The following is a 25,824-nucleotide window of genomic DNA, read 5'->3' on the forward strand; positions in this document are numbered from 1 at the left end:
TCGATCCGGTGCCATGATACGTACTCTGCTGATAGCGCTTGTTTTTATTAGTTTTCTTTGCGAGGCCAACTCCCCACTGCAGTTGGATAAGCGTTTTGGTTTTACTTCAAACCAACCCCAATCGCAGTCAACACCGGAACAGCAGACTCAGGAAATACTAAGCAATATCGAAACGCTATCCCAAATAGCTGGGGAGTATCAAGATAAGTTCCTGACTTTCGACACCGAAAAAGCCGCACTTAATAAAGCCTTTGCCAGCGCGCAAAAAGAGCTGAACTTGGCACGCAGACAGGATTTGAATCAACAGGCTTCAGCCGCACATCTTCGCCTGTCCGAGCTAAAGGAAACCGAGATCCAGCTGCTCCAGCAACAAGCCAGCTTGCTGCAAAGGCACAATCAGTTACCAACGCTGGTGTCTTCAGCACGCCAAGCGTTAGTGCAACATCAAAAGTCGCCCTTATTAACGCCGGATACTGCCGCAGGAGTATTACAACAAACCCAACGACACTATTACGAACAAAACTTGGCAACACTGGAAACGGAACAAGCCACAAGCCAAACACGTATCGAGCTTGTCCAGCTGCGTCTAAAAGTGGTGCGATCCCAGCTTAAGCAACAGGAACTCTTTATTGAAAAGCTTAATCGCGCCATAAGTGACGATCGTCAGGCAATTACCGAGGCGACTCTCGCTGATAGTTTATCCCCCGCAGACGACCATGATGACGATTTGGTTCTTCGGCTTAAAGCCAGCAACGAGCAACTCGGACAGAAGCTGCAAAACCTGACACTGCAAATTGATGATGTTGTGAAACAGCAGGAAGCTGCCGAAACGCGCTCACAGCAACAATCGCAGCAAATTTCCAATATCCAGACGCAGATTGCCTGGGTGAAGACCAACTCAGCCTTTGGCGAGCGCTTTCTGCAAATGTTACATAATCTCCCCAAGCCACCCAACCCCCAAGCGTCAGAACGTCAGATTGCAGAAACGCGTTTAGCCCGATATCAAATTGAGCAATATCTAGCCCTGAATCAGGAGCAGCTTAATCAACAAGACCAGTTTAGCCCGGTTCAATATGACTTGCTGACTGCCGAAAGTAAGCTGCTGAAGCAGCTAATGCTGAGCTTTGATCAACTGCTGAGCGAGCTGGCCAAACTCAAGGTGAGCCAAGAGAATCTGCTTGACCAATACCACACCTTAAAAAACACCCTGAGTGAACATCTCTTTTGGGTGCCCAATGCAGCACCGATAGGCAAACTTTGGATAACAGACTTGCATCGCAGCCTTATTTGGCTGTTTCAGCAAGCGCCTTGGCAACAGTTGTCTCAAGCACTCGATGAACAAGGTGAGTATTGGTCTTGGTGGTTGATTTTATTGGTACTTTGCCTAGCGATACAGGACATTATCAAACCGCATTTTTACCGGGCACTAAACCGCTTAACCGCTCCGGTTGGCAAGGTAACTCAAGATAATTTTATGTACACACTTGAGACCTTGTTGGTCACAGTGGCTTACGCACTTATCCTCCCGAGCCCGGTGATCCTTGCAGGCGCCTTTTTTATGTTGAGCCAATATAACCTCGTACAGGCAGTAGGCTGCAGCTTGCTGGTTATGGGATGTGCATATCTGGTGTACCGCATAATGTTTTTGCTGTCGATGGATAATGGCCTTCTAATTGGCCATTTTGCTCGACCGAAGGAGATTATTGACTTCAGCAAAATGCGCCTGAAATCCCTTATGCTACTCACCATCCCCTTAGTGGCCATCGTCAGTTTTGCCGAAGTCTTAGGGCTGTCGCTGCTCCGTAATAGTATTGGTCGTGGTGCTTTTATCCTATTATGTTTTCAGCTTTTTTGGTTCTATCGGGATATGGTGAAGTTTGCCAATAAATACAAATCAGAACAGCAGGGCCCTAGTAAAAATCGCCGACTGCTGCAACGCCTTTTGTGGATGGTTGTACTACTGACACCCGTAGTCAGTGCGGTGCTTGCCTGGCGGGGTTTCTATTTCACTGCGTTCCAGTTGTTACTGCAGCTGCAACTTTCATTGCTGTTGGTACTGGGCTTTGTGCTTTTGTATCAACTAATAAAACGTTGGATGCTGATTGAACGGCGCCGGATTGCCTTCGACCGCGCCAAGGCGAGACGTGCCGAAAAATTATCTCAGCGTGAACGAGGTGAGACATTACTTGGGGACAACCTCGATGTCTACGAAGAACCATCTGTCGATTTGGAAACCATCTCCAGTCAGTCATTGGGACTGGTGCGCTCACTGCTGATACTCGCCTTTCTCGCCAGCCTGATTGGCCTGTGGACTCAAACTCACTCAGCAATGTACTCTCTATTGGATGGCATCAATCTTTGGAACAGTACAACACTGATTGATGGCAATGAACAAATGGTACCTGTAACCTTAAAGTCGGTACTGTTTGGCATTCTTTTCATCGTGTTTTCGCTAATTATTGCCACCAATCTGCCAGGCCTGCTCGAATTGGTGCTTTTGCAACGGTTGGATTTATCGCCAGGTACCGGCTTTGCCATCAGTACTGTGAGTCGTTATCTGGTGGTAATGCTGGGCACCCTGGTGGGCTTCTCTACGTTGGGCATGGAATGGTCCAAGTTGCAGTGGCTGATTGCCGCCCTGTCTGTGGGCCTGGGCTTTGGCTTGCAGGAGATTTTTGCCAACTTCATATCAGGCCTAATCATACTGTTTGAAAAGCCAGTGAGAATTGGTGATACGGTCACCATCCGGGATCTTTCAGGTACCGTGAGTAAAATTCAAATCCGCGCCACCACCATCATAGATTGGGACAGAAAAGAAATTATCGTCCCCAATAAAGCCTTTATTACAGAGCAGCTGATCAACTGGTCCCTGTCCGATCCGATAACGCGGGTCATCATCAAGGTCGCCGTGGCCAGAGATTCAGATCCCGCCAAGGTTGAAGCCAGCCTATATCAGGCTATCGAGGAATGTGAGCATGCCCTGCCTAATCCAGAGCCTGAAGTCTGGTTTGCCGGTTTTGGTCAGCATACCCAGGACTATGAAGTCAGAGCCTATGCTAAAGACATGGGCAGCCGCTGGCCGCTCAGACACGACCTGCATAAACGCATCCGAACCAAGCTGAAAGAAAATAATCTGGAACTGGCCTATCCACAGATGGAAATCACCATCAAACAAGGGGGTGCGCCAAGTCGTGATCCCCAGATCCAGCTGCGCTGAGCCAAGGAGAATCCATGTTAATTTTCGCTCACCGGGGGGCCAGCGGTTACGCCCCGGAAAATACCCTCAAGGCCATGGCCTTGGCACTGGAGCTGGGGGCAGAAGCTGTGGAACTTGACGTGCATAACGTCGAGGGAGAATTGGTGGTCTTCCACGACAGGCGTTTGGAAGGCAAAAGTAATGGCAAGGGGCTCATTCACCACCAAACGCTGACAGAGCTTCAAAAGCTGTCGGTGCGCGGTGAGCCTATTCCTACCCTATGGCAGGTACTTGAACTCCTTAATGCCCGCTGCATAGTCAATATTGAATTAAAAGGCATACACACGGGCGAGCCCATGAAGGCCATGTACCACAGGGCCATGGCCGAGCTGGGTTATTCTCCGGAACAGCTGCTGATTTCCTCTTTTAACCATCCTGAGCTGGCAGCCTTTAAAGCCGCAGTGCCCGAGGCACGAATTGCGCCGCTTTTGGGCTCGCTTCCACTGGACGGCGCTGCCATCGCAGGGCAGATGCAGGCCTGGTCTCTGCATCTTGATGTGAGCTTTATCAGTCAGGCTATATTGGACCAAGCCCACGCAATGGGGGTGAAGGTATATGTTTACACAGTGGATGATGGCGATGATATCCGCGCGCTTGCAGCCATGGGGGTTGACGGGGTATTTGCCAACTACCCCGATGCGGCAAAGAAGGCCCTTGGCGAGCCTTCAAGCTTCGATTATCAACATTGGTTCGGCTGATGCTGGGGCATCAAAGCTGGCGCTGACGCTGCGCCCATACCCCAATAAAGATAAAACTTAACACCAGTACAGGCACCAACCAGGTGCCTGTCAGCCCCCTGAGCCCCGTCGCCAACTGTGGCGCCAGCCAAACAATTAATATCCCAAAGCCAAACGCATTGATGAGAATAAACAGGCTGGTCCTCACCACAAAGTGACGTGCACCCACCAGTCTTTGCATCGCGCGATTGATATCCGGCGCCAATACGATAAGCACACAGGCCACCAGTGCCGTGGCAATTTCTGACATCCAGGGATGAAGAGATGCCGCCAACTTATTACAGAGTACTTGAATTGTTTCCATACGACTAAAGTAGTTATGATAGCGCAATAACTACAAGAATAAGGGGAACTCACCTTGAGACACAAGCTACTGCTTCTGACCCGCGAAAATGAGCGTTACCGCAGCTTATTGGCTTCCTGCCATCTACCGGAACTTGAACTGCTGGATGACAATCCGGCCAACATTCGACTGGCCGATATTTGGCTGGCGGAGCCTGGGCTTGCCGCCCCCCTTGTTAATCACGCCACTGAACTGCGCTGGATGCAGTCTACCTTCGCCGGGGTCGACTTGTTGGTTAAGCCCCGCCAACGGCGTGACTATCTACTCACCAACGTGCGGGGCATTTTCGGCCCGCTGATGAGTGAATACCTCTTTGGTTACCTGCTCGCCCGGCAACGGGAACATGCACTCTACAAAAGCCAACAGCAACAAAAAATTTGGTTACCGGGCAGCTATAAAACCCTGCAAGGTTCAGAGCTGTTGCTGCTTGGCACGGGATCCATTGCCAAGCATCTGGCCCAAACCGCCAAGCACTTTGGCATGAGAGTCACAGGTATCAATCGCAGCGCCAAAGCCACCCCGGGCTTCGATGAAGTGGCCACTCTGGATGCCTTGCCAACACTCATGGCAAGGGCTGATGCCATTGCCAGTATCCTGCCCAGTACCGAGGCTACCCGGGGCATCTTAAATGAACAGATACTGGCGCAGATGAAACCCGATGCGGTGCTGTTCAATCTTGGCCGGGGTGATGTGCTCGATCTGGATGCGCTGGAGCGTCAGCTCAGGCAACATCCGCAGCAGCAAGCGGTATTGGATGTGTTTAATCAGGAGCCGCTGCCGGAAGAACACCCGATTTGGGGGCTTGGCAACGTCATCGTCACGCCGCATATTGCCGCACCGAGCTTTCCAGAGCAGGTGGCCGAGATTTTCAGCAGCAATTATCACAAGTTTCTCCTCGGAGAGACCCTGTCCCACAGGGTGAACTTCGAACGAGGCTACTAATACAAAGCTTTGAAAAAGCATGAGAAAAGGCGCTATGTGCGCCTTTTTTATTGACCGTGAGCTTTTGGTAAAACCTAATTTCAGCCAAAAGAGCACGGGTTTTCGCCAGCTTTGGGCATTGAGTCTGGCCTGTTTGCAGATAACCGCTAAGTGAGAAATAGCTCACTTATATAAAAAAGCGTTATTGATGATGAGAACGGTTTTTATTTATAATCCACTGCATTCAACCACCGGAGCATTTTTCATCATGTATGTCTGTGTTTGTTATGCCGTAACAGATACCCAAATCCAGGAAGCCGTTCATCAGGGCGATACCACCCTGGCCGCGGTGAAAAAGCGCCTGGGTGTGGGCAGCCAATGTGGCAAGTGCATTCAGACAACTCTTGAAGTGATTCAGCGCCAGCTGGACGTAGAGCCCAATTACTACGAAGTGGCCTGATACGACCACATTGCTACCTCGCAGACGCAGTGCATTGACCGCTATTTAAGAAGCATTTGTTGCGCCCCGTTCGACACAGATTTCAATAAAAAAGCACTGCCACGGCAGTGCTTTTTTATGATTGTGTGTAACACGGGTGCATCCCAAGACCTTACAAGGCGGGGGTGTCACCTTCGCCCAGCTCGACACTGTCTACCCGCTGCAGACCTCTTGGCAGCTTGGCGCCACGACGGCCCCGCTCCCCTCGATAATGCTCAAGATCCGAGCTCTTCAACGTCAGCTTACGCTTACCTGCCCAAAGGGTCACGGCGGAATCTGCCGGCACCAGATGCAAATGTGTCAGGAGTTCTTCCCGGTTCTTGGCCCGCTCACTGGGAATACCGATAATTTTATTGCCCTTACCCTTCGCCAGTTGCGGCAGGGCATCCAGCCCAAAGACCAGCATTCTGCCTTCATTGGTGATGGCCAGAATGGATGGATTGGCGTCTTTATCCACCCGGCGGGGCGCCAGCGCCTTGGCACCGGATGGTAAACTGAGCAGCGCCTTACCTGCCTTGTTACGGGAGATCATGTCGGCAAAGGAGCACACAAAGCCATAACCCGCGTCACTGGCCAGCAGGTAGTGCTGCTGCTCTTCACCCAGGAGCACATGCTCCATGGTTTCGCCCGGCGCCATATTAAAGCGGGTGGTAATAGGCTCACCCTGACTTCTCGCCGACGGCAGGGTATGGGTATCGGTGGAGAAGGCGCGACCTGAGCTGTCGATAAATACGCTTTGTTGGTTACTGCGCCCCTGTGCTGCACACAGGAAGCTATCACCCGCTTTATAAGAGAGGGCGCCTGCGTCTATATCATGGCCCTTGGCACAGCGTACCCAACCCTTTTCTGAAAGCACCACGGTCACGGGTTCGGTGGGCAGCAGCTCCTGCTCGGTCAGGGCGCGGGACTCTTCACGCACCACCAGCGGCGAGCGGCGATCGTCACCGTAGGTTTCGGCATCCTTTTCCAGTTCTTTCTTAATCAGGGTCTTGAGACGTCGCTCCGAACCCAGGATCTGCTCCAACTTATTACGCTCTTCCTCAAGCTCGCTCTGCTCGGTTTTGATTTTCATCTCTTCGAGTTTGGCCAGATGACGCAGCTTGAGTTCCAGAATGGCTTCGGCCTGGCGATCAGACAGACCGAAACGCGCCATCAACTCGGCCTTGGGATCATCATGGAAGCGGATGATCTCAATCACTTCGTCAATATTGAGGAAGGCAATCATCAAGGCTTCAAGGATGTGTAAGCGCGCCAGCACCTTGTCCAGACGGAACTGCAGGCGGCGACGCACGGTTTCGGTGCGGAACACCAGCCACTCGGCCAGCATGTCCTTGAGGCCTTTTACCTTGGGACGGCCATCGAGGCCAATCACATTGAGGTTAACCCGATAACTCTTTTCAAGCTCAGTGGTGGCAAAGAGGTGCGCCATCAGCTGTTCCACATCTACCCGGTTGGAGCGTGGTACCAATACCAGTCGCACCGGATTTTCGTGGTCAGACTCGTCGCGCAGGTCCGTCACCATCGGCAGCTTTTTCGCCTGCATCTGGGCAGCGATTTGCTCAAGGATCTTGCTGGAGCTCGCCTGATGCGGCAGAGCAGAGATCACCACCTCACCGTTTTCCATCTCGTAGACGGCGCGCATCCTGATGGAACCACGGCCAGACTCGTAAATCTTGGCAATTTCATCGGCGGGGGTAATGATTTCCGCCTCGGTGGGATAATCGGGGCCCGGTACCAGCTCCATCAAGCGATTGAGCTCGGTAGCAGGGTTGTCGATTAACTCGATACAGGCGCGGGTCAGTTCGCGGGCGTTGTGGGGCGGAATATCCGTCGCCATACCCACAGCAATACCGGTGACCCCGTTGAGCAGAATGTGGGGCAAGCGCGCAGGCAACACCTTGGGTTCTTTCATGGTGCCGTCAAAGTTGACGCCCCAGTCCACGGTGCCCTGTCCAAGCTCTGAGAGCAGCACTTCAGAGAAGCGGGACAGCCTGGCTTCTGTATATCGCATGGCCGCGAAGGATTTGGGATCGTCAGGTGCACCCCAGTTACCCTGACCGTCAACCAGTGGGTAGCGGTAAGAAAACGGCTGCGCCATCAATACCATGGCTTCGTAACAGGCACTGTCACCGTGGGGGTGATATTTACCCAGCACGTCACCCACGGTGCGGGCGGATTTCTTGTGCTTCGACTGGGCATTGAGGCCCAGTTCGCTCATGGCATAGACGATACGTCTTTGCACCGGTTTGAGGCCATCACCGATATGGGGAAGGGCCCGGTCCATGATCACGTACATGGAATAGTTGAGATAGGCCTCTTCGGTGAAGCGCCTCAGGGGCATTTGCTCCACACCATCCAGGCTTAAGTCAATGGCGTCACTCATGGTTGCTCTTCCTGCGTTGGCGCCTCTTCTTCGGCTTCATGCCTGTAGAAGAACCGGTAAACGTTGCCTTTCAAATCGTCAGAGATAAACAGTGAACCGTCGGCGCCCAATGCCATGCCATAGGGTCGGGCCACCGGAAACTCACCATCCAGAAAGCTTATCAGGGTCTCACGGCGCTTTACTTCCCCCTGGTCCAGGGTAAGCACCACTATCTGGTAGCCAATTTTGCTCGACCGGTTCCAGGAGCCGTTTTCTGCCACCAGCAACTGGTTATGATATTCCGCCGGAAATTGCTCGCCGCGATAAAACAGCATCCCCATGGGAGACACGTGGGCGGGCAGTTCATAAACCGGGCTCACTACCTTGAGGTTTTCAGGCTTCTCGTAGGCGGGCTCAATCACATTGCTGGCGTGCACATAGGGAAACCCATAGTGCATACCCTTGATATCGATTCGGTTTATTTCGTCCGGGGGCAGGTTGTCGCCCATCCAGTCCCGGCCGATATCGGCAAACCACAGCTTGCCATCTTCCGGAGCCCAGTCCATGCCGCGAACGCTGCGCACCCCAGTGGCAATCTGCTCACTGGCACCTGTATCCACATCGATGGCGATAACAGAGCCGAAAGGCGACTCGGCCTCACACACGTTACAGGGTGCACCTATGGCGATATAGAGCCGGCCATCGGGGCCAAATGCCATATAGCGGGCACTCTTTTTGGTATCGCCGGGGAGTTTGGAATAGATCTCTTTGGGGCGCCCTGGACGACGAAGGCGCTGCTCAATTTCTTCATAACGCAGAATTTTGTCATCCAAGGCCACATAAAGATGGCCCTTGTGGAAGGCAATGGCTTCGGGATTGTCCAGGCCTTTACCCACCACATAGCGGCGATCCACGCGTCCGTCGTTATTGCTGTCGACCAACGCCGTGATTGTGCCCCCTTTGCCAGAGCCAACAAACAGGGTGCCATTGTCGCCCACGGCGAGCTGCTTGGCATCCTCAAGCTCTGAGGCATATTGGGTGATACCAAAGCCCTTGGTGACAGTGATTGTCATCGTTTGCTCGGCCTGAGTCTGCGTCGCCAAGCAGGCGAAGCAGGCAATCAGCAAGCGGCCGAGGTGTGTATTACTCAACATTCTCTTTAGCCTGTTATCGTTATCATGGGCAGGCAACCTTAGATGATTGCCAAGTCGCCTTTGGTTTCAAGCCAAGTTTTTCGATCGCCGGAACGTTTTTTCGCCAGCAACATGTCCATCAGTGCAACGGTATCGTCGCTGTCGTCTATGGTCAGCTGCACCAGACGACGGGTATTCGGGTCCATAGTGGTCTCACGCAGCTGCATGGGGTTCATTTCACCCAGCCCTTTAAAGCGAGTCACCTGAGGCTTACCTTTTTTACCTTCGGCGGCAATCCGGTCGAGGATCCCCTGCTTTTCCGACTCATCGAGGGCGTAGTATACCTCTTTGCCGATGTCGATACGGAACAGCGGCGGCATGGCGATGTACACATGACCCCGCTCCACCAGTACCCGGTAGTGCTTCAGGAAGAGTGCGCACAGCAAGGTCGCAATGTGCAATCCGTCCGAGTCGGCGTCTGCCAGAATACACACCTTGCCATAACGCAGCTCAGAAATATCATCGCTGTCGGGGTCGCAGCCGATTGCCACAGAAATATCGTGCACTTCCTGGGATGCCAACACCTGTGAGGCCTCAACCTCCCAGGTATTCAAGATCTTGCCCCGAAGCGGCATGATGGCCTGAAACTCGCGATCACGCGCCTGCTTAGCGCTGCCGCCTGCCGAATCCCCTTCCACCAAAAAGAGTTCTGAAGTCATGGGATCCTGGCCGCTGCAATCGGTCAGCTTGCCGGGTAAAGCAGGTCCCGCCGTGACCCTTTTACGGGCGACTTTCTTGGCCGCTTTCAAACGCTTCTGGGCGTTGGAGATACACATCTCCGCCAGCATTTCGGCCAAGTCAGTGTGGGAGTTCAGGTACAGGGAAAACGCATCGCGCACTATGCCGGATACAAAGGCCGCACTTTGACGACTGGAGAGCTTCTCCTTGGTTTGACCGGCAAACTGGGGGTCTTGCATCTTGATGGACAAAATGAAGGCCGTTTTATCCCAGATATCTTCTGGACTGAGTTTTATCCCGCGGGGAATGAGGTTTCGAAACTCACAAAACTCCCGCATGGATTCCAAAAGCCCCTGACGGAAGCCATTGACGTGGGTGCCTCCAAGCGGGGTTGGAATGAGGTTCACGTAACTTTCGGCCAGGTATTCGCCGCCCTCAGGTAACCAGGTAATGGCCCAGTCAGCGGCTTCATGATTACCGGCCAGACTGCCTACAAAAGGCTCGGGAGGCAACATGGGGACATCCCCTACGGCACTCTTCAAATAATCTGTCAGCCCCGCTTCAAAGTACCATTCATGCACTTCACCGCTTTGCTTATTGGTAAATTTGATCCTGAGGCCGGGGCACAGTACGGCCTTGGCTTTCAGTAGATGTGTCAGTTTGGTAATGGAGAAGTTGGGTGAGTCAAAATAGCTTGGATCAGGCCAGAAATGTACCCGGGTACCCGTGTTGCGCCGACCGCAGGTGCCGGTCACAGTGAGATCTTCAACCTTGTTACCGTGTTCAAAGGCCATCTCGTAGACCTGGGCATCACGACGAACGGTAATTTCGACACGGCGGGACAGGGCGTTAACCACAGAAATACCCACGCCGTGCAGACCACCGGAAAATTGATAGTTTTTATTGGAAAACTTACCACCCGCGTGGAGTTTGGTGAGGATAAGTTCAACCCCGGTTATGCCCTCTTCCGGGTGGATATCCACCGGCATACCCCGACCGTCGTCGATAACTTCAAGGGAATTATCGGTGTGCAGAATAACATCGATACGAGTTGCGTGCCCCGCCAGCGCCTCATCCACACTGTTGTCTATGACTTCCTGCCCCAGATGGTTGGGGCGTGTGGTATCGGTATACATACCGGGACGGCGCTTAACCGGCTCAAGGCCGTTCAACACCTCAATGGCATCAGAATTGTATTGGTTGGTCATGGCGCACGTTATTCTTCGTTATTCAGGCCATGGTGCGGCCCTGCGAGTCGGTTTGTCAAGGTAACTCTAAAAAAGCGGCAATATCCGGTAATTGCCGCTCAAAACCCACAAAACTGTGGTCTCCACCGGGTTCTATCAACATCCGGCAGCAATGGTATTTGCCGAGGGCCAGGCGGTAGTCCAGCACCTCGTCACCGGTTTGCAATAATACAAAAAAACGGTCGGGATTGGCTATCGCAGCAACATCATAGCGCTTGAGCGCTTCGCGGTGGGATGGCAACACCTGATAGTCCTCTCCGGTGTAGGGATTGTGCTGCGGCCCCAAAAAGGTTTCAAAAAGATCGTAGGGCGAAACGGCGGGATTAATCAGCGCGGCCTTTCCGCCGTAGGTTTCCGCCAGATAAGTGGCAAAAAAGCCCCCGAGGGAAGAACCAATAAATCTCAGCGGCTCGCCCCGCGCTTTGGCCTCTTCAGTTATCTGGCACAAGAGTGAAGCAGCCTGGTCAATATCTGCGGGCAATTGCGGCTGCACCAAGCGGAGACCGGCATGGTGGGCCGCGACAAAGTTTGCACTCAGTACGGCTTTTTCAGACTGCGGGGAGCTGTTGAATCCATGAATATAAAGCAGCATACATCCTCAGGCTGCGGTCTGCTGAACCTCAGTAACCGCTGGAGCTGTGGTCCGGGGCAAACCGATTGCCCGGCACACGATAAACATGTGTATGAATGCTACCATCGCTCAAAAGCTCCAGCAAACGGTAGCCGGGCTGCAGATGGTCAAGGGCAAAGTAAGGCGACTTGGGCTTGAATTGAATACAGGTAGAAGGCGTCGCCATCAGCGGCAGCTCGCCCTCGGCGGTGGCATAGACTTCATCCACGGCCTGATGCACATGCCCCCAGAGAATGCCTTTAACCTGAGGGTATGCTGAAACCCGGGCAAGAAAGTCGCGGCCATTGTCCATACAGTGCTGATCGAGCCAGGCACAATCCATCAGGATGGGATTATGGTGCATCACCAGCAATGTATGATGATCGGGAAACTCGGCGATGGCTCGGTCAATGAGTGAGAACTGCAGCTCCCCCATATGACCGCCGGGCTTTCCCCGCACGGTACTGTCCAGCATCAGAATTTGCCAGTTGCCAATCAGGATTCGCTGCTGACCAAAGACCCTTGGGCCTTGCATATGCAGGTTCATGACCCTGGGGTCATCATGGTTGCCGGGCAGGTAATGGCAAGGTAAATCAAGAAACTCGATGGCCTCTACGAAGTTGCGATAGGAATCAGGAGTGTAATCCTGACTGATATCACCGGTAGCAAGCATCAGGTGCGCGGGATAATGGGTGGCATTGAGAGTATTAAGCACAGCCGCCAGGCTCTGAGTGGTGTTCACGCCCAGCAGTTGTCCGTCGTTGCTGGCAAATAAATGTGGATCGGTGATCTGCACCAGACGCGCAGCTTCCCCTTCTGCCAACGAATATTCAACAGCCTCTTTCAGCACTATGTCTACCCACAATTAAGACCGCACTGCCGATTGATATCGACAGCCAATCTTCAATAACTCTTCCAGGAATGCATTTACCTGGTACTTTTCATCACTTTGGTACATTCGCAAATTGGGATAATCATACACCGCACTGAGGAGTGAAAACTGCCGACCAGTTAACACTTCTGCTAATTTAGCATCATGATAAATCCGAACCAATACCTTAGGGTCTTCAACCAGCGGAGTTTTTCCAAGTGGACGGGAAATTTCGACCAACTGAGTGTAGCGGGTATTTTCCACCAGCGTGATTTTAAGAATGCCGTGGCTGCCGCGAACACTGACGGGTGCATCCATGGCAAGCGCAGAGGGGAGCCAGCGCAGCAATAACGCATAGTTCCTGCCACACAAGGCCAAAAAGCCGTTGAGATCCGGCTGATATCTGGCTTTTACTCCCTTGCTGTTCAAAGGTCACTCCGTCTGAGTTTATGCCTGTTCAGCTCCAGCCACTGCAGACCAATCACGGTTGAGCCGTTATCGATTTCACCGGTTTCCACCATGGCATAGGCCGCTTCGCGGCTCATCACATGCACCCGAATATCCTCATGCTCATGGGCCAGGCCATGCAGGCCAGCGGCCTCACTGGCATCAACCTCGGCCAGAAAACAATAAAAGCGTTCACTGCAGCCTCCCGGGCTGGAAAGATAACTGCCGATGGGCAGCATTTGCGAAGCCGTAAGCCCCGCTTCTTCCATCAACTCTCTGCGGGCAACGTCCTCGGCCGATTCGCCTTCTTCAATCATGCCGGCCACCAACTCCAGCAACCAGGGATACTCAGATGTGTCCAATGCCGGAAACCTGACCTGCTCAATCAATACCACCTGGTCAGTCACAGGGTCATAGGGGAGCACCACCACAGCGTGGCCGCGTTCAAACACCTCCCGCGAGACGACCTCACTCCAGCCTCCGGCAAACAGGCGATGGCGAAACTGATATCTGACCATCTTGAAAAAACCCTGATACAGGGTGCTTGAGTCCAGTACTTCAATGTCTTCGCGACGGAAGAGTCTGTTAAACATTCGCGGCTCCATGACGACGTGATTCACTTATTATCATGGGTTTCGCACAAAGATTTAAAATAAAATCTGTTACACTTCGGGTTTGACTCAAAAATGGTTGATTTTTTAGTATTTCAACCATTAACTTTTAGCTGTTTCGGGAAGCGTCGGGAAGCGCGAACCGCCCGGATTAAGGGCATGTGATTTTAATCCAGTTAATAACCCCGCCTTCGGGGACATTGTCTCAATAAGGACAGCCAATGAAATTCAAGCTCAGCTCTCTGTGCGCCGCCGTGCTTCTGGCCGCCGGTGCATCAAATGTCCATGCCGATGATCTGCTGCAAATTTATCAGCAGGCACTGACCAACGATCCTCTGGTTCTGCAGGCTCAGGCTCAGCGCAACGCGCTTTACGCCCAGATTGAAGAAAACCGCGCTCCCCTGCTGCCAACCATCAGTGCCAACGTTGGTTACAACAAAGCATGGAACGATCCATCTGAAGACTCAGATGGTTTTACCGGCGGCGTTAAGCTGAACCAGGTGATTTACGATCACAGCGCCTGGGTAGGCCTGTCCCTGGCTGAAAAAGCCGCAGCCCAAGCCGATGCGGCTTATGCCTCTGCGCTGCAAAACCTCATTATCCGAGTGACCAAAGCTTACTTTGACGTGCTCAAGGCCAAGGACAACTACGAGTTCCAGGGCGCAGAGAAGCGCGCCATTGAGCGTCAGCTCGAGCAGACCAAGCAGCGTTTTGCCGTGGGATTAACCGCAATGACCGACGTGCACGAAGCACAGGCTCAATATGACCTGGCTTCTGCCACCGAAATTCTGGCGGAAAACACACTGTCAAACAGCTATGAAGCGCTCCGTGAAATCACTGGTATCGATCACAAGTCTATCAATGTGCTGGATACCAATCGTTTCAGCGCTGCCTCCCCTGCCCCGGCCGTTCCCAATGAATGGATCAAGATGGCAGAGAACAACAGTACTGACCTGCTGACCCAGCGAATTGGTAAAGACATTGCCGAAGAGACGATTTCACTCTACAAAGCAGGCCACTATCCTTCACTGAGCTTGAGTGCCGGTTATTCCAAGGGCTTCGAGCAGACGCCAGGCCCTGACTTCGACAACAGCTCGATTGGCATCAACCTGTCTATCCCCATCTTCGAAGGCTTCAGGGTCTCCTCCAAGGTGGAACAGGCCCAATACAAGTATGTGGAAGCCAGTGAGAAGCTGGAGCAGACGTATCGCCGTGTAGTGAAGGATGTACGAAACAACTTCAATAACGTGGGTGCCTCAATCAGCTCTATCCGCGCCTATGAGCAATCCGTGCTGTCGTCCGAAAGCGCGCTCGGTGCCACTCAGTCAGGATTTGAAGTGGGTACCCGTACCATAGTTGACGTACTCAACCGTACCCGTGACCTCTACGACTCCAAGCGTAAGCTGTCTGATGCGCGTTACAGCTACATCAGCTCGGTTCTGGCCCTGAAACAAGCCGCCGGTACCCTGAATGAAGATGATGTTATCGCCATCAACAACGGTTTGAAGACCGCTGAATAATCGCAGCCAGTATAAAGAAACCGCCTGATGGCGGTTTTTTTATCGCGCTGATTCTTAATCAGAAAAGCAGTTCAACACCGGCAAAATAGCCTTTGAAACTGCTGTCAGTGCTGATGCCATCGAAGTTGTTCACATCAAAGCTGAACTCACGGTAGCCGGCACGAACCCGGGTATCGAGGGCAATGCCATCAAACTCCCAGCCCAGCCCCACGCTGTAATCGTACACCTGGCTTTCATCCAGCCCCGCCATCAGGTCGGCAAAGCCGTAGAGGCCCAGACCTGGCAGCCCAACCACAGCGCTGGCGTAGCCCATGATGATGCCATCGGTAAAGTCCTTCTGAGCGGCGGCGCCTGCAGCATTACTGATGCGCAGTGAACCGTTCATCTTTTTGTAGGCCCCACCCACATCCAGCGACACTATGTCGTTGTCCAGCAGTTCGTAATAGAGCACAAAGTCGGTGTTGCTCAAATCCATGGTGCTGTAGAGCTCACCGTTGAAAGGAATGCCGCCGAACGGCAGGGTCACATCTGCATTAAACCCATCTTCTTCAAGGCGATTTTCACGGATCAGCAGATTCGGCAGCAAGGGCACAGGATGCTCAATGGCAAACCAAACACTTGCCTGACCCGAAGTGTCATAGTCAAATCCGTGCAGGTTACCGGCATCGTCAGGTACATTGCCTTTGGCATCGGCGTGCCAATAATCGGCACCGACTTTAAAACCAACAACCGTGGCCGCATTGGCAGAACAAGCGGCAAAAGCGGAAAGCAGTGAAGCAGCCAGAATGGTTTTTTTCATAATTAACCCTGTGAAAGCAAATTGGTTAAATCAATGAGCGCCGCATTGGCGCGGGAGACGTAATTGGCCATAACCAGTGAATGGTTAGCCACATAGCCAAAGCCTGAACCATTGAGGACCAGCGGGCTCCATACGGTCTGCTGGGTGGATTCCAGCTCGCGAATGATCTGCTTTAAACTGACTTCGGCATTTTTCTTCTTGAGCACATCGGAAAAATCGACCTCGACGGCTTTCATGAAGTTGAGTAAGGCCCAGCAAGAACCGCGGGTCTCATAGAACACATCATCAATTTGCCACCAGCTGGTTTTGATTTGCTGCGCGGCTAAATTGGGCGTGGATTGACGCGCCGAATTATCCCCGGCCAAATCCGTATTAAGCCTTTCCTGGCCAACACTGGCAGAGAGCCTCTGTGACATGCTGCCAAGGCGTTTTTGCACCTCTTTAAGCCATTCGTTGAGGTTATCGGCGCGGGCATAGAACTGCGCATCCCTGTTACTGGTATCGGCAATGCGGGCACGGTAGAGTTTCAGCAGTTTGACCGCGTCGCTGTATTCACTTTCCGCGCTGGGAACCAGCCAGGAGGTGTGATCGATATTGAGCTTGGAGTGCGCCTCCAGCAAGTCATTATCGGCGGTCGATTGTGACTGGGAGCGACTGAACTCTTTGCGCATCACCAGCGCCAAATCGCGCACCTGCTCCAGGGCGCCAAACTCAAACGCCGGCATATTGTCCATAAACACCGACGGTGGCGTGGTGTCGTTGGATAGCCAACCGCCTTGTTTATTCAGAAGCGTTTCAACGGTATTTATGAGTGAGGAGGTGGTGGCATAACCTACCACCTGCTGGCCGTTTTCAGCATTGAGCACTTCCGGCTCGAGCACATCAGGTTCGACACTCCACCAGACACTGACGCCATACATGATGACGACCACAACGGCCGCTACGCCAGCGACCTTTTTCCATGTCACTTGCATCTTGAATTACTCCTTTAATGATGATGGTGATGATGCTCATCTGCCTGAGCATTCCCGGCCTTGGCAACCGGCAGTTTGATCTCAAGCGTCTGACCATCCTTGAATTTAAGCAGCAGCGTCACGAGGTTTCCTTCGGCGAGCGGCGATGCAAGGCCAAGCAGCATGACATGGTCTCCCTGCTCACCCAGCACCAGAGTGCCATGGGATGGCAGGTCAAAACCTTCAACCTGGCGCATTTTAACGATGTCATTTTCTGTCAGCAGGGTATGAAGCTGTGCTTCTTTGGCGATGTCGGTTTCAACGGCAACCAATTCGGTGGCAGGGCCATGATTCTCGAGGGTGAAATACGCTGCAGTGTTGGGGGCAGAGGGTGGCATGGCACGCACAAAACCATCCTTTACTATAATCTCTGCCATGGCAGGCATGGACAGCAGACCAACCAGGCCGAAATTAAACATGTGTTTGAATATCGATTTCAATGTCATACACTCCATGTCAAGCCAAGCAATTTGAGGACAACCCCATGAGTAAAATACTCGTCAAGGATCTGGATGGCGTGCGGGTCATCAGTTTTAACCGCCCGGAAAAACGCAATGCTTTAGACCTTGATATGTACAGCCAGCTCACAGAATACCTTATGCAAGGTGAGAGCGACAATGACATTCGAGCCTTCTTGCTGACCGGTGAAGCCAATTGTTTCACATCGGGGAATGATGTTGCTGACTTTTTACAAAACAGTGAATTAGGTCCAAATCATCCTGCCGTACGCTTCCTGTATTGCTTGCTGGAGCTCAAAAAACCTGTGGTGGCGGCGGTGAGCGGCAGCGCCGTTGGCATAGGCACCACGTTGCTGCTTCACTGCGATCTGGTTTATGCCGATAACAGCGCAAAATTCCAGCTGCCCTTCGTCAATTTGGCATTGGTGCCCGAGGCAGGCGCAAGTATCTTACTGCCCGAGTTGGTTGGCTATCAAAAGGCTGCTGAACTCTTACTGCTCGGGGAACCCTTCGACGCCGAGACGGCATTGTCATTCAGGCTCATCAATGCACTGTGTCCAAGAGACGCTTTACAGCAAACGGCACTGGATAAGGCCCGCAAACTGGCGAGCCAGCCCCCGCAGGCACTGCAACAAACCCGGCAGCTGATGCGTCCACACAAACACAGGGTGCAGCACCAGATGCATCTGGAATTGGAAGCCTTTGGGGAAAGATTAAGAAGCGATGAGGCCAAGGCCCGCTTTCAGGCATTTCTCACCAAGGCCTGATAACTCTGCCCCTTGCTAACGACACTGAGACAATACCGTTAACAAGGGGCAGATTAGCTCAGCATTAGCCCCATCAAGCCTCCCACTTATCCATCACCAGTGCCAGCGCGAAGTAAATCAACAAGGTGATGGCCGGATTGATGAGTGTCGACACCATCCAGGCAACCCGCGTCCACATGCAGGACCAGCCAAACTTGGTTGCCATTTGGGCGGCGACACCGCACACCAGACGACGGGGGTTTTTAAGGCGCATTTCAATACCCATATTCACGCTTTTCCTTTCACTGAAGTTAAATTCTGTGCCAACGCATCAGATAAGTCACCAGAGTACAGGCCAGAAAGCTTGCAACGGGTAACATTAACACCAATGCGGTTTTCATTGAGAGTCCCAGTGTCAGCCACATGCCTTACTCCTTGGCGGCAACCAGCGCCTTTTTCTGCTTATCATCTTCAGCAGACGCCGTTTCTGTCAAAGCAGTCCAGCTCTTGGTCAGTTCAGCTTTGAGCTCCAGCTCCAGGTCCAGGGCAGCGTTTTGCAGCATTTCCTTGGTTTGGTTCATCACGCTCACTTCGACAGAGCGCAGCACATCGGTAGTTGAAAATTCAGTTGCTTGAGCGTTATTTGCCATTCCCAAAGTAACCATCAGGGCCACGGCGGTCAGTGTGCGATTAAACATGGTGTTCACTCCTGTTGTTAACCTATGTCACATCAGGTATTACAAGTGTCGTGCCAAGTTTAATAATATTTTTAACCAATTGTTTTTAATTGATTTTTTAGTTTTCCTTTCGGAATATTGGGTCTTAAGGCGGGCAGTTGAATCGAAGACCGGTGAAATTAACCACAGTTGTGGTTAATTTCACCAAATGTCTTTATGAAGGCGTTAGCTGGTTGTAAGCTCCATTGCTTTTATTGCATTTTCAATCACTTCGATACCTGCTCCCGGCTTATGGGCATTTTCACTCAGGTATCGCCGCCAGGCGCGGGAACCCGGCAAGCCTTGGTACAAGCCTATGATGTGGCGGCTGATATGATTCAGGCGTCCACCTTCGGCAAGGTGTTTCCCGATATAAGGAAGCAACTTCCCGATAACCTCCTCACGACTTCCCACCAGGGCAGGCTTTTGGCACAGCTCTGTGTCCACCGACGCCAATATGTAGGGATTCTGATAGGCCTCACGCCCCACCATGACCCCATCAAGCTGCGCCAAATGCGATTTAGCCTGCTCTATACTGGTCACGCCACCATTGATGCTGATGGATAGCTGGGGGTAATCCCGTTTCAGTTGATACACCCGCTCATAATCCAGGGGCGGAATCTCACGGTTCTCTTTCGGGCTTAAGCCCTGCAACCAAGCCTTGCGGGCATGAATAATAAAGGTATCGCAGCCAGCCGCTGAGACGGTATCGATAAAGTCGGTGAGAAAACCATAAGAGTCCTGTTCGTCGATGCCGATACGGGTCTTTACAGTCACCGGGATGGACACCTGTTGACGCATAGCGTCAACACACTCAGCAACCAACTTAGGCTCGGCCATCAAACAGGCACCAAAGCGACCATTTTGCACCCGGTCTGACGGACAACCCACGTTGATATTGACTTCATCATAGCCACGGGCCTCAGCAAGCCTGGCACAGGTCGCCAGATCCTTGGGATCTGAGCCACCCAACTGCAAGGCCAGCGGGTGTTCCTCTTGGTTGTAAGCCAGATAATCGCCTTTGCCATGGAGAATTGCGCCTGTCGTCACCATTTCGGTATAAAGCAGCGCCTCTTTGGACATCAGACGTGCAAAATAGCGGTAATGTCTGTCGGTCCAATCCAGCATGGGGGCGACAGAGAAGGTGCGGTTGAGTGGCGATGGCATGAGCTTTCCCCATCCTGTAGACTGCGTAAAAGGGCGGCTATTTTACACTCACACAATAAAAAACGACACCCATAATAGCCGCTGCACGACTGGGCAAAAGTTCACTCAGCCCCATAAATTCATCTACGCTTATGGGTATGTGGTCACCACCAGGGGGTCGCACCCAGGCTATCAGCGAGGAATCGCCAAGCATGAATGTCGAATTTATCAATCCGTTTTTACAATCTCTGCTCAATGTGGTGTCGACCATGGCGTCGATGCAACTCACACCGGGGAAGCCCCGGCTGAAAACCGATAATCTTGCCAAGGGGGATGTCTCAGGGCTGATAGGCATGGTGGGTCCACAAACCAAGGGCTCAATGTCTATCACTTTCGAGCAAAGTCTGGCGCTGCAGATCATGCAAAATATGCTGGGCGAAAACCCGGGGACCATCAACGATGAAGTCACAGATATGGTGGGTGAAATCACCAACATGGTGACAGGGGGAGCCAAAAATCTGCTGAGTGAAAAAGGGTATGATTTTGAGATGGCGACCCCTGTGGTTGTGGCAGGAACGGGTCACAGAATTTCCCACAAAGCCGATGGCACCAAAATCATCATGCCATTCACCAGCCCCTATGGCACTGCGTACATTGAGATTTGTTTTGAAAATTAATGCTGTACAGAATAAAAACAGGCGCTCAAATGAGCGCCTGTTTTTATGTTAATCGAGGCAAACCGCCACTCTGGGTGTAAGCTTGGTCACCAGCTCATAGGCAATGGTGCCAATTCGCTCAGCCACTTCTTCCACGGGCAGGTCCTTGCCCCATAACAGCGCTCGGTCACCGACTTTATCAGTGGCATCCGGGCCCAAATCCACCGTCAGCATATCCATGGATACACGGCCAACGATGGGCACCCGACGGCCATTAACAAGCACAGGCGTACCTTCCGGGGCATTACGGGGATAACCGTCACCATAACCTATAGCCACTACCCCGAGGCGCGTGTCGCGACTGGCAGTCCAGTATGCGCCATAGCCCACACTCTCCCCTGCGCTGTGCTCCCGCACCGCAATCAATTGCGAGACCAACTCCATTGCCGGTTCAAGTCCGTGGTTACTGCCCAGGTCGCCCGCCACCGGTGATACGCCGTAAAGCGCAATGCCCGGACGAATCCAATCGGCCTGGCTTTGTGGCCAGTAAAGCACCCCCGCTGAGTTAGCCAGGGTTCTGTCACCGGGCAATCCCTGGGTCAGGGCGTTAAAATGCGCCATTTGTGTTGCCGTAAACTCCTTTTTTGGCTCATCGGCGCAGCTGAAATGGGTCATCAGATGCACGGGTTTGGCCACATTGGGGTTTTGCTGCAGTCTCCGGTAGACACCCTCAAACTCACTGGCATGAAACCCCAGTCGATGCATACCTGAATCAATTTTGAGCCACACGGTGACCGGCTTGGACAGACTGACTGATTCCAGCATGTCCAGCTGGGAGACATGGTGAACGACCGTGTCTATGTCATGCTCCACCAACAGGGGCAAATCTTCGCTGCGGAAAAAGCCTTCCAGCAACAAAAGCCTGGCCGATACACCTCCGGCTCTGACTTCCAGAGCTTCCTCAAGCCTTGCCAGCCCGAAGCCATCTGCATCTGAATGGGCATCGGTTAGCACTTGGGCCACATTGAGCAGCCCATGGCCATAACCGTTGGCTTTCACCACGGCCATGACCTTGCTGCCCGGGGCAATTTGACGCAGCCGTTTAAGGTTGGCCTTCAGCGCGCGACTGCTGATTTCTGCGCGGGGAAAAGGTTTCAATACATCTGCCTTGTGAGAGTCGAGCAAGGATCAGTCTTCTTCAAACTGAGGGCCGGCATAGTTGTCAAAGCGGGAGAATTGCCCCTGGAAGGTCAGGCGCACCCGGCCAATGGGGCCGTTACGTTGTTTACCAATAATGATTTCGGCCGTGCCCTTGTCCTGGGAGTCGTTATTGTATACCTCGTCCCGGTAGATAAACATGATAAGGTCCGCATCCTGCTCGATAGAGCCGGATTCACGAAGATCCGAGTTTACCGGGCGCTTATCGGCCCTTTGTTCCAGCGAGCGGTTAAGCTGCGACAGGGCAATCACAGGGATTTCCAGCTCTTTGGCCAGCGCCTTGAGTGAGCGGGAAATTTCGGCGATTTCCAGGGTACGGTTATCTGCCAGCGCCGGTACCTGCATCAACTGCAGGTAGTCCACCATGATCATCGACAGGCCACCCCACTCCCGTGCCACCCTTCTGGCGCGGCTGCGCACTTCGGTTGGCGTCAGGCCCGAGCTGTCATCGATATACATCTTGCCCTGCTCGAGCATCAGCCCCATGGTGGAAGACACCCGCGCCCAATCCTCGTCATCCAGCTGGCCGGTACGTACCTTGGTCTGGTCAACTCGGCCAAGGGACGCGAGCATACGCATCATGATCTGTTCCGAGGGCATTTCGAGACTGAAAATCAGCACCGGCTTGTCTTCGTTCATGGCGGCGTATTCACAGAGGTTCATGGCGAAGGTGGTTTTACCCATAGACGGACGCGCCGCCACAATCACCAGGTCGCCGCTTTGGAAACCCGCCGTCATCCGGTCGAGATCCGAAAAGCCGCTGGATACCCCCGTCACACCATTGTGGGGGTTGTTATAAAGCTGCTCGATTTTATCGACGGTTTTTTCCAGGATAGCCTTGATGTCTTCAGGCCCCTCGTTGGCATTGGCCCGCTGCTCAGCAATCTTGAACACCTTGGTTTCCGCCAAATCCAGCAAGGCACTGGAGTCACGACCTTCGGGGTTGTATCCCGCGTCGGCAATCTCATGGGCGACCCGAATCATTTCCCGCACCACGGCGCGCTCACGCACGATTTCTGCGTACGACAATATGTTGCCGGCGCTGGGGGTGTTTTTGGCAATCTCACCCAGATAGGCAAAACCACCGGCATCGTCCAGCTCGTTATTCAGTTCGAGCTGTTCCGACACAGTAATCAAATCCAGGGGCTGACCCTGCTCCACCAGCTTTTGCATGGCAGAAAAAATCAATCGGTGGGAGCGGGAATAAAAGTCTTCGCGAACCACGGCTTCTGCCACTTTGTCCCAGGCCTCGGCATCCAACATCAGGCCGCCAAGCACCGACTGCTCGGCCTCGATGGAATGCGGCGGCATTTTGATGGCTTCAACCTGGGCATCTTTGAACTTGCCCTTTGGCTTAAAGGCGGCTTCCTGTGACATTCAGTCTCCCAATATCCAACGGATTTGCAAAATATGGTATAAAACTCACCGACTTTGGCATCACCAAAGCCAAACGCATCCCATCCACGATGGACTCACGAACAATAATTAAGGAATCAACATGCGCAACCTAGTGGCAGCGGCTCTGGTGCTCTCATCAGGGCTGGCACTCGCCGACGAAGGCCAGTGGCAACCTTATCAAATGCCTTCCATCGCAGACAAACTCAAGGCCCGCGGTATTGACATCCCAGCAGAGCAGTTGGCCGACTTAAGCCGCTATCCCATGAACGCCGTGGTGGGGCTGGGCTATTGTACCGCCAGTTTTGTATCCCCCCAAGGTCTGGCGGTGACAAATCATCACTGCGCCTTCAGAGCCATTCAATATAACAGCAGCAAAGAGAAAAACTATCTTGCCGATGGCTTCCTGGCGACCAGCATGGACAAAGAGCCTTCTGCCGGTCCCAATGAGCGCCTGTACGTCACCGAAGCCGTGACAGATGTGAGCGCGCAAATCCGTGACGCCCTGCCCGAAGAGCCACTGGCCCGTGTTGAAGCCATTGAAAACCGCCAAAAAGCGCTGATTAAAGAGTGCGAGAGCGACGACAACTATCGCTGCTCAGTCAGAAGCTTCCACAACGGCCTGGAATACTATCTCATCAAACAGTTGATGATCCGCGATGTACGCCTTGTGTACGCACCTCCTGAAAGTGTTGGCGGCTACGGCGGCGATATAGACAATTACGAATACCCACGCCACAGCGGCGACTTTACCTTCCTGCGCGCCTATGTGGGTAAAGATGGTAAACCGGCACCTTATGCTGAAGACAACGTGCCATATCAGCCAAAAAGCTTCCTAAAGATCAACGCCAGCGGCGTGAAAGCCGGTGACGGTGTATTTGCAGCAGGCTATCCAGGCTCAACCAGCCGCTACCGTTTGACCACCGAACTTGAGTTTGCCAGCGACTGGCTCTATCCCACCCAGGCCAAACGCTTCCAGGCCCGCATCGATACCATCGAAGCCATGGGCGCTGCCGATGCTGAACTGGCCATCAAGTACGCCGGTACCGTGGCTGGCATGGCCAACCGCATGAAGAAGCTGAACGGCCTGCTCGATGGTTTTAAGGCCACCGACATTGCCGCTATCAAGCAGCAACGTGAAGATGCCTTTATGACCTGGTATGCCAGCCATGGCGATACCAAACAGATGGATGAACTCAAGGCGCTGATTAAAGAGGGCCAAACTCAGTACCAGACCACCTACTACTTCAACAATGCCCAATCGAGCGACCTGCTCGCTGCAGCAAACAGCCTGTATCGTCTGGCCAAAGAAAAACAAAAAGCCGATGCTGACCGTGAGCAGGGCTATCAGGAACGGGACATGAAGATGTTCGCCGATCGCCTGAAGCGTATCGATTCCAGTTTTGATGTGAAAGTCGACAAGGTGCTGTGGCAGGCGGATATCGAAGAGTATCTCGGCCAAGACCAACGCGTCGATGTGCTGGACAGGATGCTGACAGTTAAAGAAGGCCAGGATCTGTCATCCACCCTGGATGGACTCTATGCTGCCACCGGCCTTACCGACCAGGCCACACGTCTTGGTTGGATGGACAAAACCCCGGCAGACTTTGAAGCAAGTAACGATCCCTTTATCAAACTTGCAGTGGCCCTGTACGACACCCGTATGGCCCAGGAAAAAGCGGAAAAGACCCTGGACGGCAAGCTCAGCATTGCCCGCCCGGCGATGATGCAGGCCGTGATTGCCTATAACAAGGATAAAGGCTGGCCGGTATATCCCGATGCCAACGGCACCCTGCGTATTACCTATGGTATGGTGGATGGCTATCAATCACGTGATGCACTCTACAAGCAGCCTTTCACACGTCTGGAAGGCATTGTCGCCAAACACACTGGCGTAGAGCCGTTCAACGCCCCGCAAAAGGTGCTGGATGCCATCAAGCGTGGTGACATGGGCAAGCATAAGGTGGATGACCTCTACCCTGACGCCCGCAGCTTTATGTGTAAGCTGTTCTCTTGTCAGGATAAACCGGAAGCCTTCAATTCGGTGCCGGTAAACTTCCTCTCCAGCGTAGATACCACGGGCGGCAACTCAGGCTCTCCGGTATTCAATGGCCGTGGCGAATTGGTTGGACTTAACTTTGACTCCACCTATGAAGCCATCACCAAAGACTGGTTCTTCAACCCGGAAATCACCCGTGCAGTACACGTGGATATCCGCTATATCCTGTGGATGATGGATAAGGTAGATAACGCGCAGAATTTGTTACAGGAACTAACCTTGGTAACCAATTGATAATCTTTAATTAAAAAAAGGCCGCTTACTGATAGCGGCCTTTTTTTGTTTTCACTGACACAACCTGAATCACAAATTAACATTGATAT

General features: G+C 52.8%; 24 protein-coding genes. 8 read left to right on the forward strand and 16 right to left on the reverse strand.

What is annotated here, in order from left to right:
* Positions 1-13 precede the first annotated feature (13 nt).
* The gene (locus JQC75_RS15615) at positions 14-3,217 is read left to right on the forward strand and encodes a mechanosensitive ion channel domain-containing protein (RefSeq protein ID WP_203324948.1); all 3,204 of its coding nucleotides are present in this window, start codon (positions 14-16) and stop codon (positions 3,215-3,217) included.
* 14 nt (positions 3,218-3,231) lie between these two features.
* On the forward strand, positions 3,232-3,954 hold the full coding sequence (locus JQC75_RS15620) for a glycerophosphodiester phosphodiesterase (RefSeq protein WP_203324949.1): 723 nt from the start codon (positions 3,232-3,234) through the stop codon (positions 3,952-3,954).
* Between the two features lie 10 nt (positions 3,955-3,964).
* On the opposite strand, the gene JQC75_RS15625 is transcribed toward JQC75_RS15620, so the two are convergent.
* A complete protein-coding gene (locus JQC75_RS15625; RefSeq protein ID WP_203324950.1) occupies positions 3,965-4,297 on the reverse strand; it encodes a DUF3392 domain-containing protein in 333 nt (110 codons plus the stop codon).
* 54 nt (positions 4,298-4,351) lie between these two features.
* Here JQC75_RS15625 and JQC75_RS15630 point away from each other — a divergent pair, with 54 nt between their 5' ends.
* Together JQC75_RS15630 and JQC75_RS15635 are read left to right on the forward strand one after the other, a co-directional pair.
* Positions 4,352-5,278, forward strand: a complete 927-nt coding sequence (locus tag JQC75_RS15630) for a D-2-hydroxyacid dehydrogenase (protein WP_203324951.1) — start codon at positions 4,352-4,354, stop codon at positions 5,276-5,278.
* A gap of 247 nt (positions 5,279-5,525) precedes the next feature.
* The gene (locus JQC75_RS15635) at positions 5,526-5,717 is read left to right on the forward strand and encodes a (2Fe-2S)-binding protein (RefSeq protein WP_203324952.1); all 192 of its coding nucleotides are present in this window, start codon (positions 5,526-5,528) and stop codon (positions 5,715-5,717) included.
* A 151-nt stretch (positions 5,718-5,868) separates the two neighbouring features.
* On the opposite strand, the gene parC is transcribed toward JQC75_RS15635, so the two are convergent.
* Genes parC through nudF form a run of 7 tightly spaced genes read right to left on the reverse strand, consistent with a single transcriptional unit; the run spans position 5,869 to position 13,757 of the window.
* Positions 5,869-8,139: a DNA topoisomerase IV subunit A gene (gene parC / locus JQC75_RS15640; RefSeq protein ID WP_203324953.1), complete on the reverse strand. Its 2,271-nt coding sequence runs from the start codon at positions 8,137-8,139 to the stop codon at positions 5,869-5,871.
* Entirely contained in the window at positions 8,136-9,272 is a 1,137-nt protein-coding gene (locus JQC75_RS15645) for a PQQ-dependent sugar dehydrogenase (protein ID WP_203324954.1), read from the reverse strand. Before JQC75_RS15645 ends, parC begins: the two co-directional genes overlap by 4 nt.
* Before the next feature lie 38 nt (positions 9,273-9,310).
* Positions 9,311-11,197 (reverse strand): DNA topoisomerase IV subunit B, encoded by a 1,887-nt coding sequence (parE, locus tag JQC75_RS15650; protein WP_203324955.1) that lies wholly within the window; start codon positions 11,195-11,197, stop codon positions 9,311-9,313.
* A 55-nt stretch (positions 11,198-11,252) separates the two neighbouring features.
* Complete coding sequence (locus JQC75_RS15655; RefSeq protein ID WP_203324956.1) at positions 11,253-11,828, reverse strand: YqiA/YcfP family alpha/beta fold hydrolase; 576 nt, start codon at positions 11,826-11,828, stop codon at positions 11,253-11,255.
* 28 nt (positions 11,829-11,856) lie between these two features.
* Positions 11,857-12,696, reverse strand: a complete 840-nt coding sequence (cpdA, locus tag JQC75_RS15660) for a 3',5'-cyclic-AMP phosphodiesterase (RefSeq protein WP_203324957.1) — start codon at positions 12,694-12,696, stop codon at positions 11,857-11,859.
* A gap of 15 nt (positions 12,697-12,711) precedes the next feature.
* A complete protein-coding gene (locus tag JQC75_RS15665) occupies positions 12,712-13,146 on the reverse strand; it encodes a DUF1249 domain-containing protein (RefSeq protein WP_203324958.1) in 435 nt (144 codons plus the stop codon).
* Positions 13,143-13,757 (reverse strand): ADP-ribose diphosphatase, encoded by a 615-nt coding sequence (gene nudF / locus JQC75_RS15670; RefSeq protein WP_380797631.1) that lies wholly within the window; start codon positions 13,755-13,757, stop codon positions 13,143-13,145. Before nudF ends, JQC75_RS15665 begins: the two co-directional genes overlap by 4 nt.
* A 239-nt stretch (positions 13,758-13,996) precedes the next feature.
* Here nudF and tolC point away from each other — a divergent pair, with 239 nt between their 5' ends.
* Entirely contained in the window at positions 13,997-15,295 is a 1,299-nt protein-coding gene (gene tolC / locus JQC75_RS15675; RefSeq protein WP_203324959.1) for an outer membrane channel protein TolC, read from the forward strand.
* Between the two features lie 58 nt (positions 15,296-15,353).
* Here the strand turns inward: tolC and JQC75_RS15680 are convergent, their stop codons facing one another.
* From JQC75_RS15680 to JQC75_RS15690, 3 genes are read right to left on the reverse strand one after another with little or no spacing between them, the layout of a single operon-like run.
* Positions 15,354-16,094 carry a TIGR04219 family outer membrane beta-barrel protein gene (locus JQC75_RS15680; RefSeq protein ID WP_203324960.1) on the reverse strand — a complete coding sequence of 247 codons (741 nt, stop codon included), beginning with the start codon at positions 16,092-16,094 and terminating at the stop codon, positions 15,354-15,356.
* Between the two features lie 2 nt (positions 16,095-16,096).
* A complete protein-coding gene (locus tag JQC75_RS15685) occupies positions 16,097-17,068 on the reverse strand; it encodes a DUF2333 family protein (RefSeq protein WP_203324961.1) in 972 nt (323 codons plus the stop codon).
* Between the two features lie 14 nt (positions 17,069-17,082).
* On the reverse strand, positions 17,083-17,562 hold the full coding sequence (locus tag JQC75_RS15690) for a copper chaperone PCu(A)C (RefSeq protein WP_203324962.1): 480 nt from the start codon (positions 17,560-17,562) through the stop codon (positions 17,083-17,085).
* Between the two features lie 29 nt (positions 17,563-17,591).
* Here JQC75_RS15690 and JQC75_RS15695 point away from each other — a divergent pair, with 29 nt between their 5' ends.
* Positions 17,592-18,332, forward strand: coding sequence for an enoyl-CoA hydratase (locus JQC75_RS15695; RefSeq protein WP_203324963.1), 741 nt, complete (start codon positions 17,592-17,594; stop codon positions 18,330-18,332).
* A 73-nt stretch (positions 18,333-18,405) separates the two neighbouring features.
* Here JQC75_RS15695 and JQC75_RS15700 read toward each other — a convergent pair whose 3' ends face one another.
* The 3 genes from JQC75_RS15700 to dusA all read right to left on the reverse strand — a co-directional run bounded on the left by JQC75_RS15700 (position 18,406) and on the right by dusA (position 20,194).
* A complete protein-coding gene (locus JQC75_RS15700) occupies positions 18,406-18,597 on the reverse strand; it encodes a PspC domain-containing protein (RefSeq protein ID WP_203327250.1) in 192 nt (63 codons plus the stop codon).
* Between the two features lie 142 nt (positions 18,598-18,739).
* The gene (locus JQC75_RS15705) at positions 18,740-19,009 is read right to left on the reverse strand and encodes a hypothetical protein (RefSeq protein WP_203324964.1); all 270 of its coding nucleotides are present in this window, start codon (positions 19,007-19,009) and stop codon (positions 18,740-18,742) included.
* Between the two features lie 204 nt (positions 19,010-19,213).
* Positions 19,214-20,194, reverse strand: coding sequence for a tRNA dihydrouridine(20/20a) synthase DusA (gene dusA / locus JQC75_RS15710; protein WP_203324965.1), 981 nt, complete (start codon positions 20,192-20,194; stop codon positions 19,214-19,216).
* Between the two features lie 191 nt (positions 20,195-20,385).
* Between dusA and JQC75_RS15715 the strand changes: the two genes are divergently transcribed.
* Positions 20,386-20,850, forward strand: coding sequence for a chemotaxis protein CheX (locus tag JQC75_RS15715; protein WP_203324966.1), 465 nt, complete (start codon positions 20,386-20,388; stop codon positions 20,848-20,850).
* Between the two features lie 48 nt (positions 20,851-20,898).
* Here JQC75_RS15715 and alr read toward each other — a convergent pair whose 3' ends face one another.
* Positions 20,899-21,987, reverse strand: a complete 1,089-nt coding sequence (gene alr / locus JQC75_RS15720) for an alanine racemase (protein ID WP_203324967.1) — start codon at positions 21,985-21,987, stop codon at positions 20,899-20,901.
* A 30-nt stretch (positions 21,988-22,017) separates the two neighbouring features.
* Entirely contained in the window at positions 22,018-23,424 is a 1,407-nt protein-coding gene (dnaB, locus tag JQC75_RS15725; protein WP_203324968.1) for a replicative DNA helicase, read from the reverse strand.
* A gap of 121 nt (positions 23,425-23,545) precedes the next feature.
* Between dnaB and JQC75_RS15730 the strand changes: the two genes are divergently transcribed.
* Complete coding sequence (locus JQC75_RS15730) at positions 23,546-25,735, forward strand: S46 family peptidase (protein WP_203324969.1); 2,190 nt, start codon at positions 23,546-23,548, stop codon at positions 25,733-25,735.
* Positions 25,736-25,824 lie beyond the last annotated feature (89 nt).

It is taken from the genome of Shewanella litorisediminis (assembly GCF_016834455.1).
GTDB classification, from domain to species: Bacteria; Pseudomonadota; Gammaproteobacteria; order Enterobacterales; family Shewanellaceae; genus Shewanella; species Shewanella litorisediminis.

Bases quoted from the DNA above. Each gene is read 5' to 3' on its own strand.
- JQC75_RS15615 (WP_203324948.1), top strand. From the start codon at position 14: ATGATACGTACTCTGCTGATAGCGCTTGTTTTTATTAGTTTTCTTTGC.
- JQC75_RS15620 (WP_203324949.1), top strand. From the start codon at position 3,232: ATGTTAATTTTCGCTCACCGGGGGGCCAGCGGTTACGCCCCGGAAAAT.
- JQC75_RS15625 (WP_203324950.1), bottom strand. From the start codon at position 4,297: ATGGAAACAATTCAAGTACTCTGTAATAAGTTGGCGGCATCTCTTCAT.
- JQC75_RS15635 (WP_203324952.1), top strand. From the start codon at position 5,526: ATGTATGTCTGTGTTTGTTATGCCGTAACAGATACCCAAATCCAGGAA.
- parC (WP_203324953.1), bottom strand. From the start codon at position 8,139: ATGAGTGACGCCATTGACTTAAGCCTGGATGGTGTGGAGCAAATGCCC.
- JQC75_RS15645 (WP_203324954.1), bottom strand. From the start codon at position 9,272: ATGTTGAGTAATACACACCTCGGCCGCTTGCTGATTGCCTGCTTCGCC.
- parE (WP_203324955.1), bottom strand. From the start codon at position 11,197: ATGACCAACCAATACAATTCTGATGCCATTGAGGTGTTGAACGGCCTT.
- JQC75_RS15655 (WP_203324956.1), bottom strand. From the start codon at position 11,828: ATGCTGCTTTATATTCATGGATTCAACAGCTCCCCGCAGTCTGAAAAA.
- nudF (WP_380797631.1), bottom strand. From the start codon at position 13,757: ATGTTTAACAGACTCTTCCGTCGCGAAGACATTGAAGTACTGGACTCA.
- tolC (WP_203324959.1), top strand. From the start codon at position 13,997: ATGAAATTCAAGCTCAGCTCTCTGTGCGCCGCCGTGCTTCTGGCCGCC.
- JQC75_RS15680 (WP_203324960.1), bottom strand. From the start codon at position 16,094: ATGAAAAAAACCATTCTGGCTGCTTCACTGCTTTCCGCTTTTGCCGCT.
- JQC75_RS15685 (WP_203324961.1), bottom strand. From the start codon at position 17,068: ATGCAAGTGACATGGAAAAAGGTCGCTGGCGTAGCGGCCGTTGTGGTC.
- JQC75_RS15690 (WP_203324962.1), bottom strand. From the start codon at position 17,562: ATGGAGTGTATGACATTGAAATCGATATTCAAACACATGTTTAATTTC.
- JQC75_RS15695 (WP_203324963.1), top strand. From the start codon at position 17,592: ATGAGTAAAATACTCGTCAAGGATCTGGATGGCGTGCGGGTCATCAGT.
- JQC75_RS15700 (WP_203327250.1), bottom strand. From the start codon at position 18,597: ATGGGTATTGAAATGCGCCTTAAAAACCCCCGTCGTCTGGTGTGCGGT.
- JQC75_RS15705 (WP_203324964.1), bottom strand. From the start codon at position 19,009: ATGTTTAATCGCACACTGACCGCCGTGGCCCTGATGGTTACTTTGGGA.
- dusA (WP_203324965.1), bottom strand. From the start codon at position 20,194: ATGCCATCGCCACTCAACCGCACCTTCTCTGTCGCCCCCATGCTGGAT.
- JQC75_RS15715 (WP_203324966.1), top strand. From the start codon at position 20,386: ATGAATGTCGAATTTATCAATCCGTTTTTACAATCTCTGCTCAATGTG.
- dnaB (WP_203324968.1), bottom strand. From the start codon at position 23,424: ATGTCACAGGAAGCCGCCTTTAAGCCAAAGGGCAAGTTCAAAGATGCC.
- JQC75_RS15730 (WP_203324969.1), top strand. From the start codon at position 23,546: ATGCGCAACCTAGTGGCAGCGGCTCTGGTGCTCTCATCAGGGCTGGCA.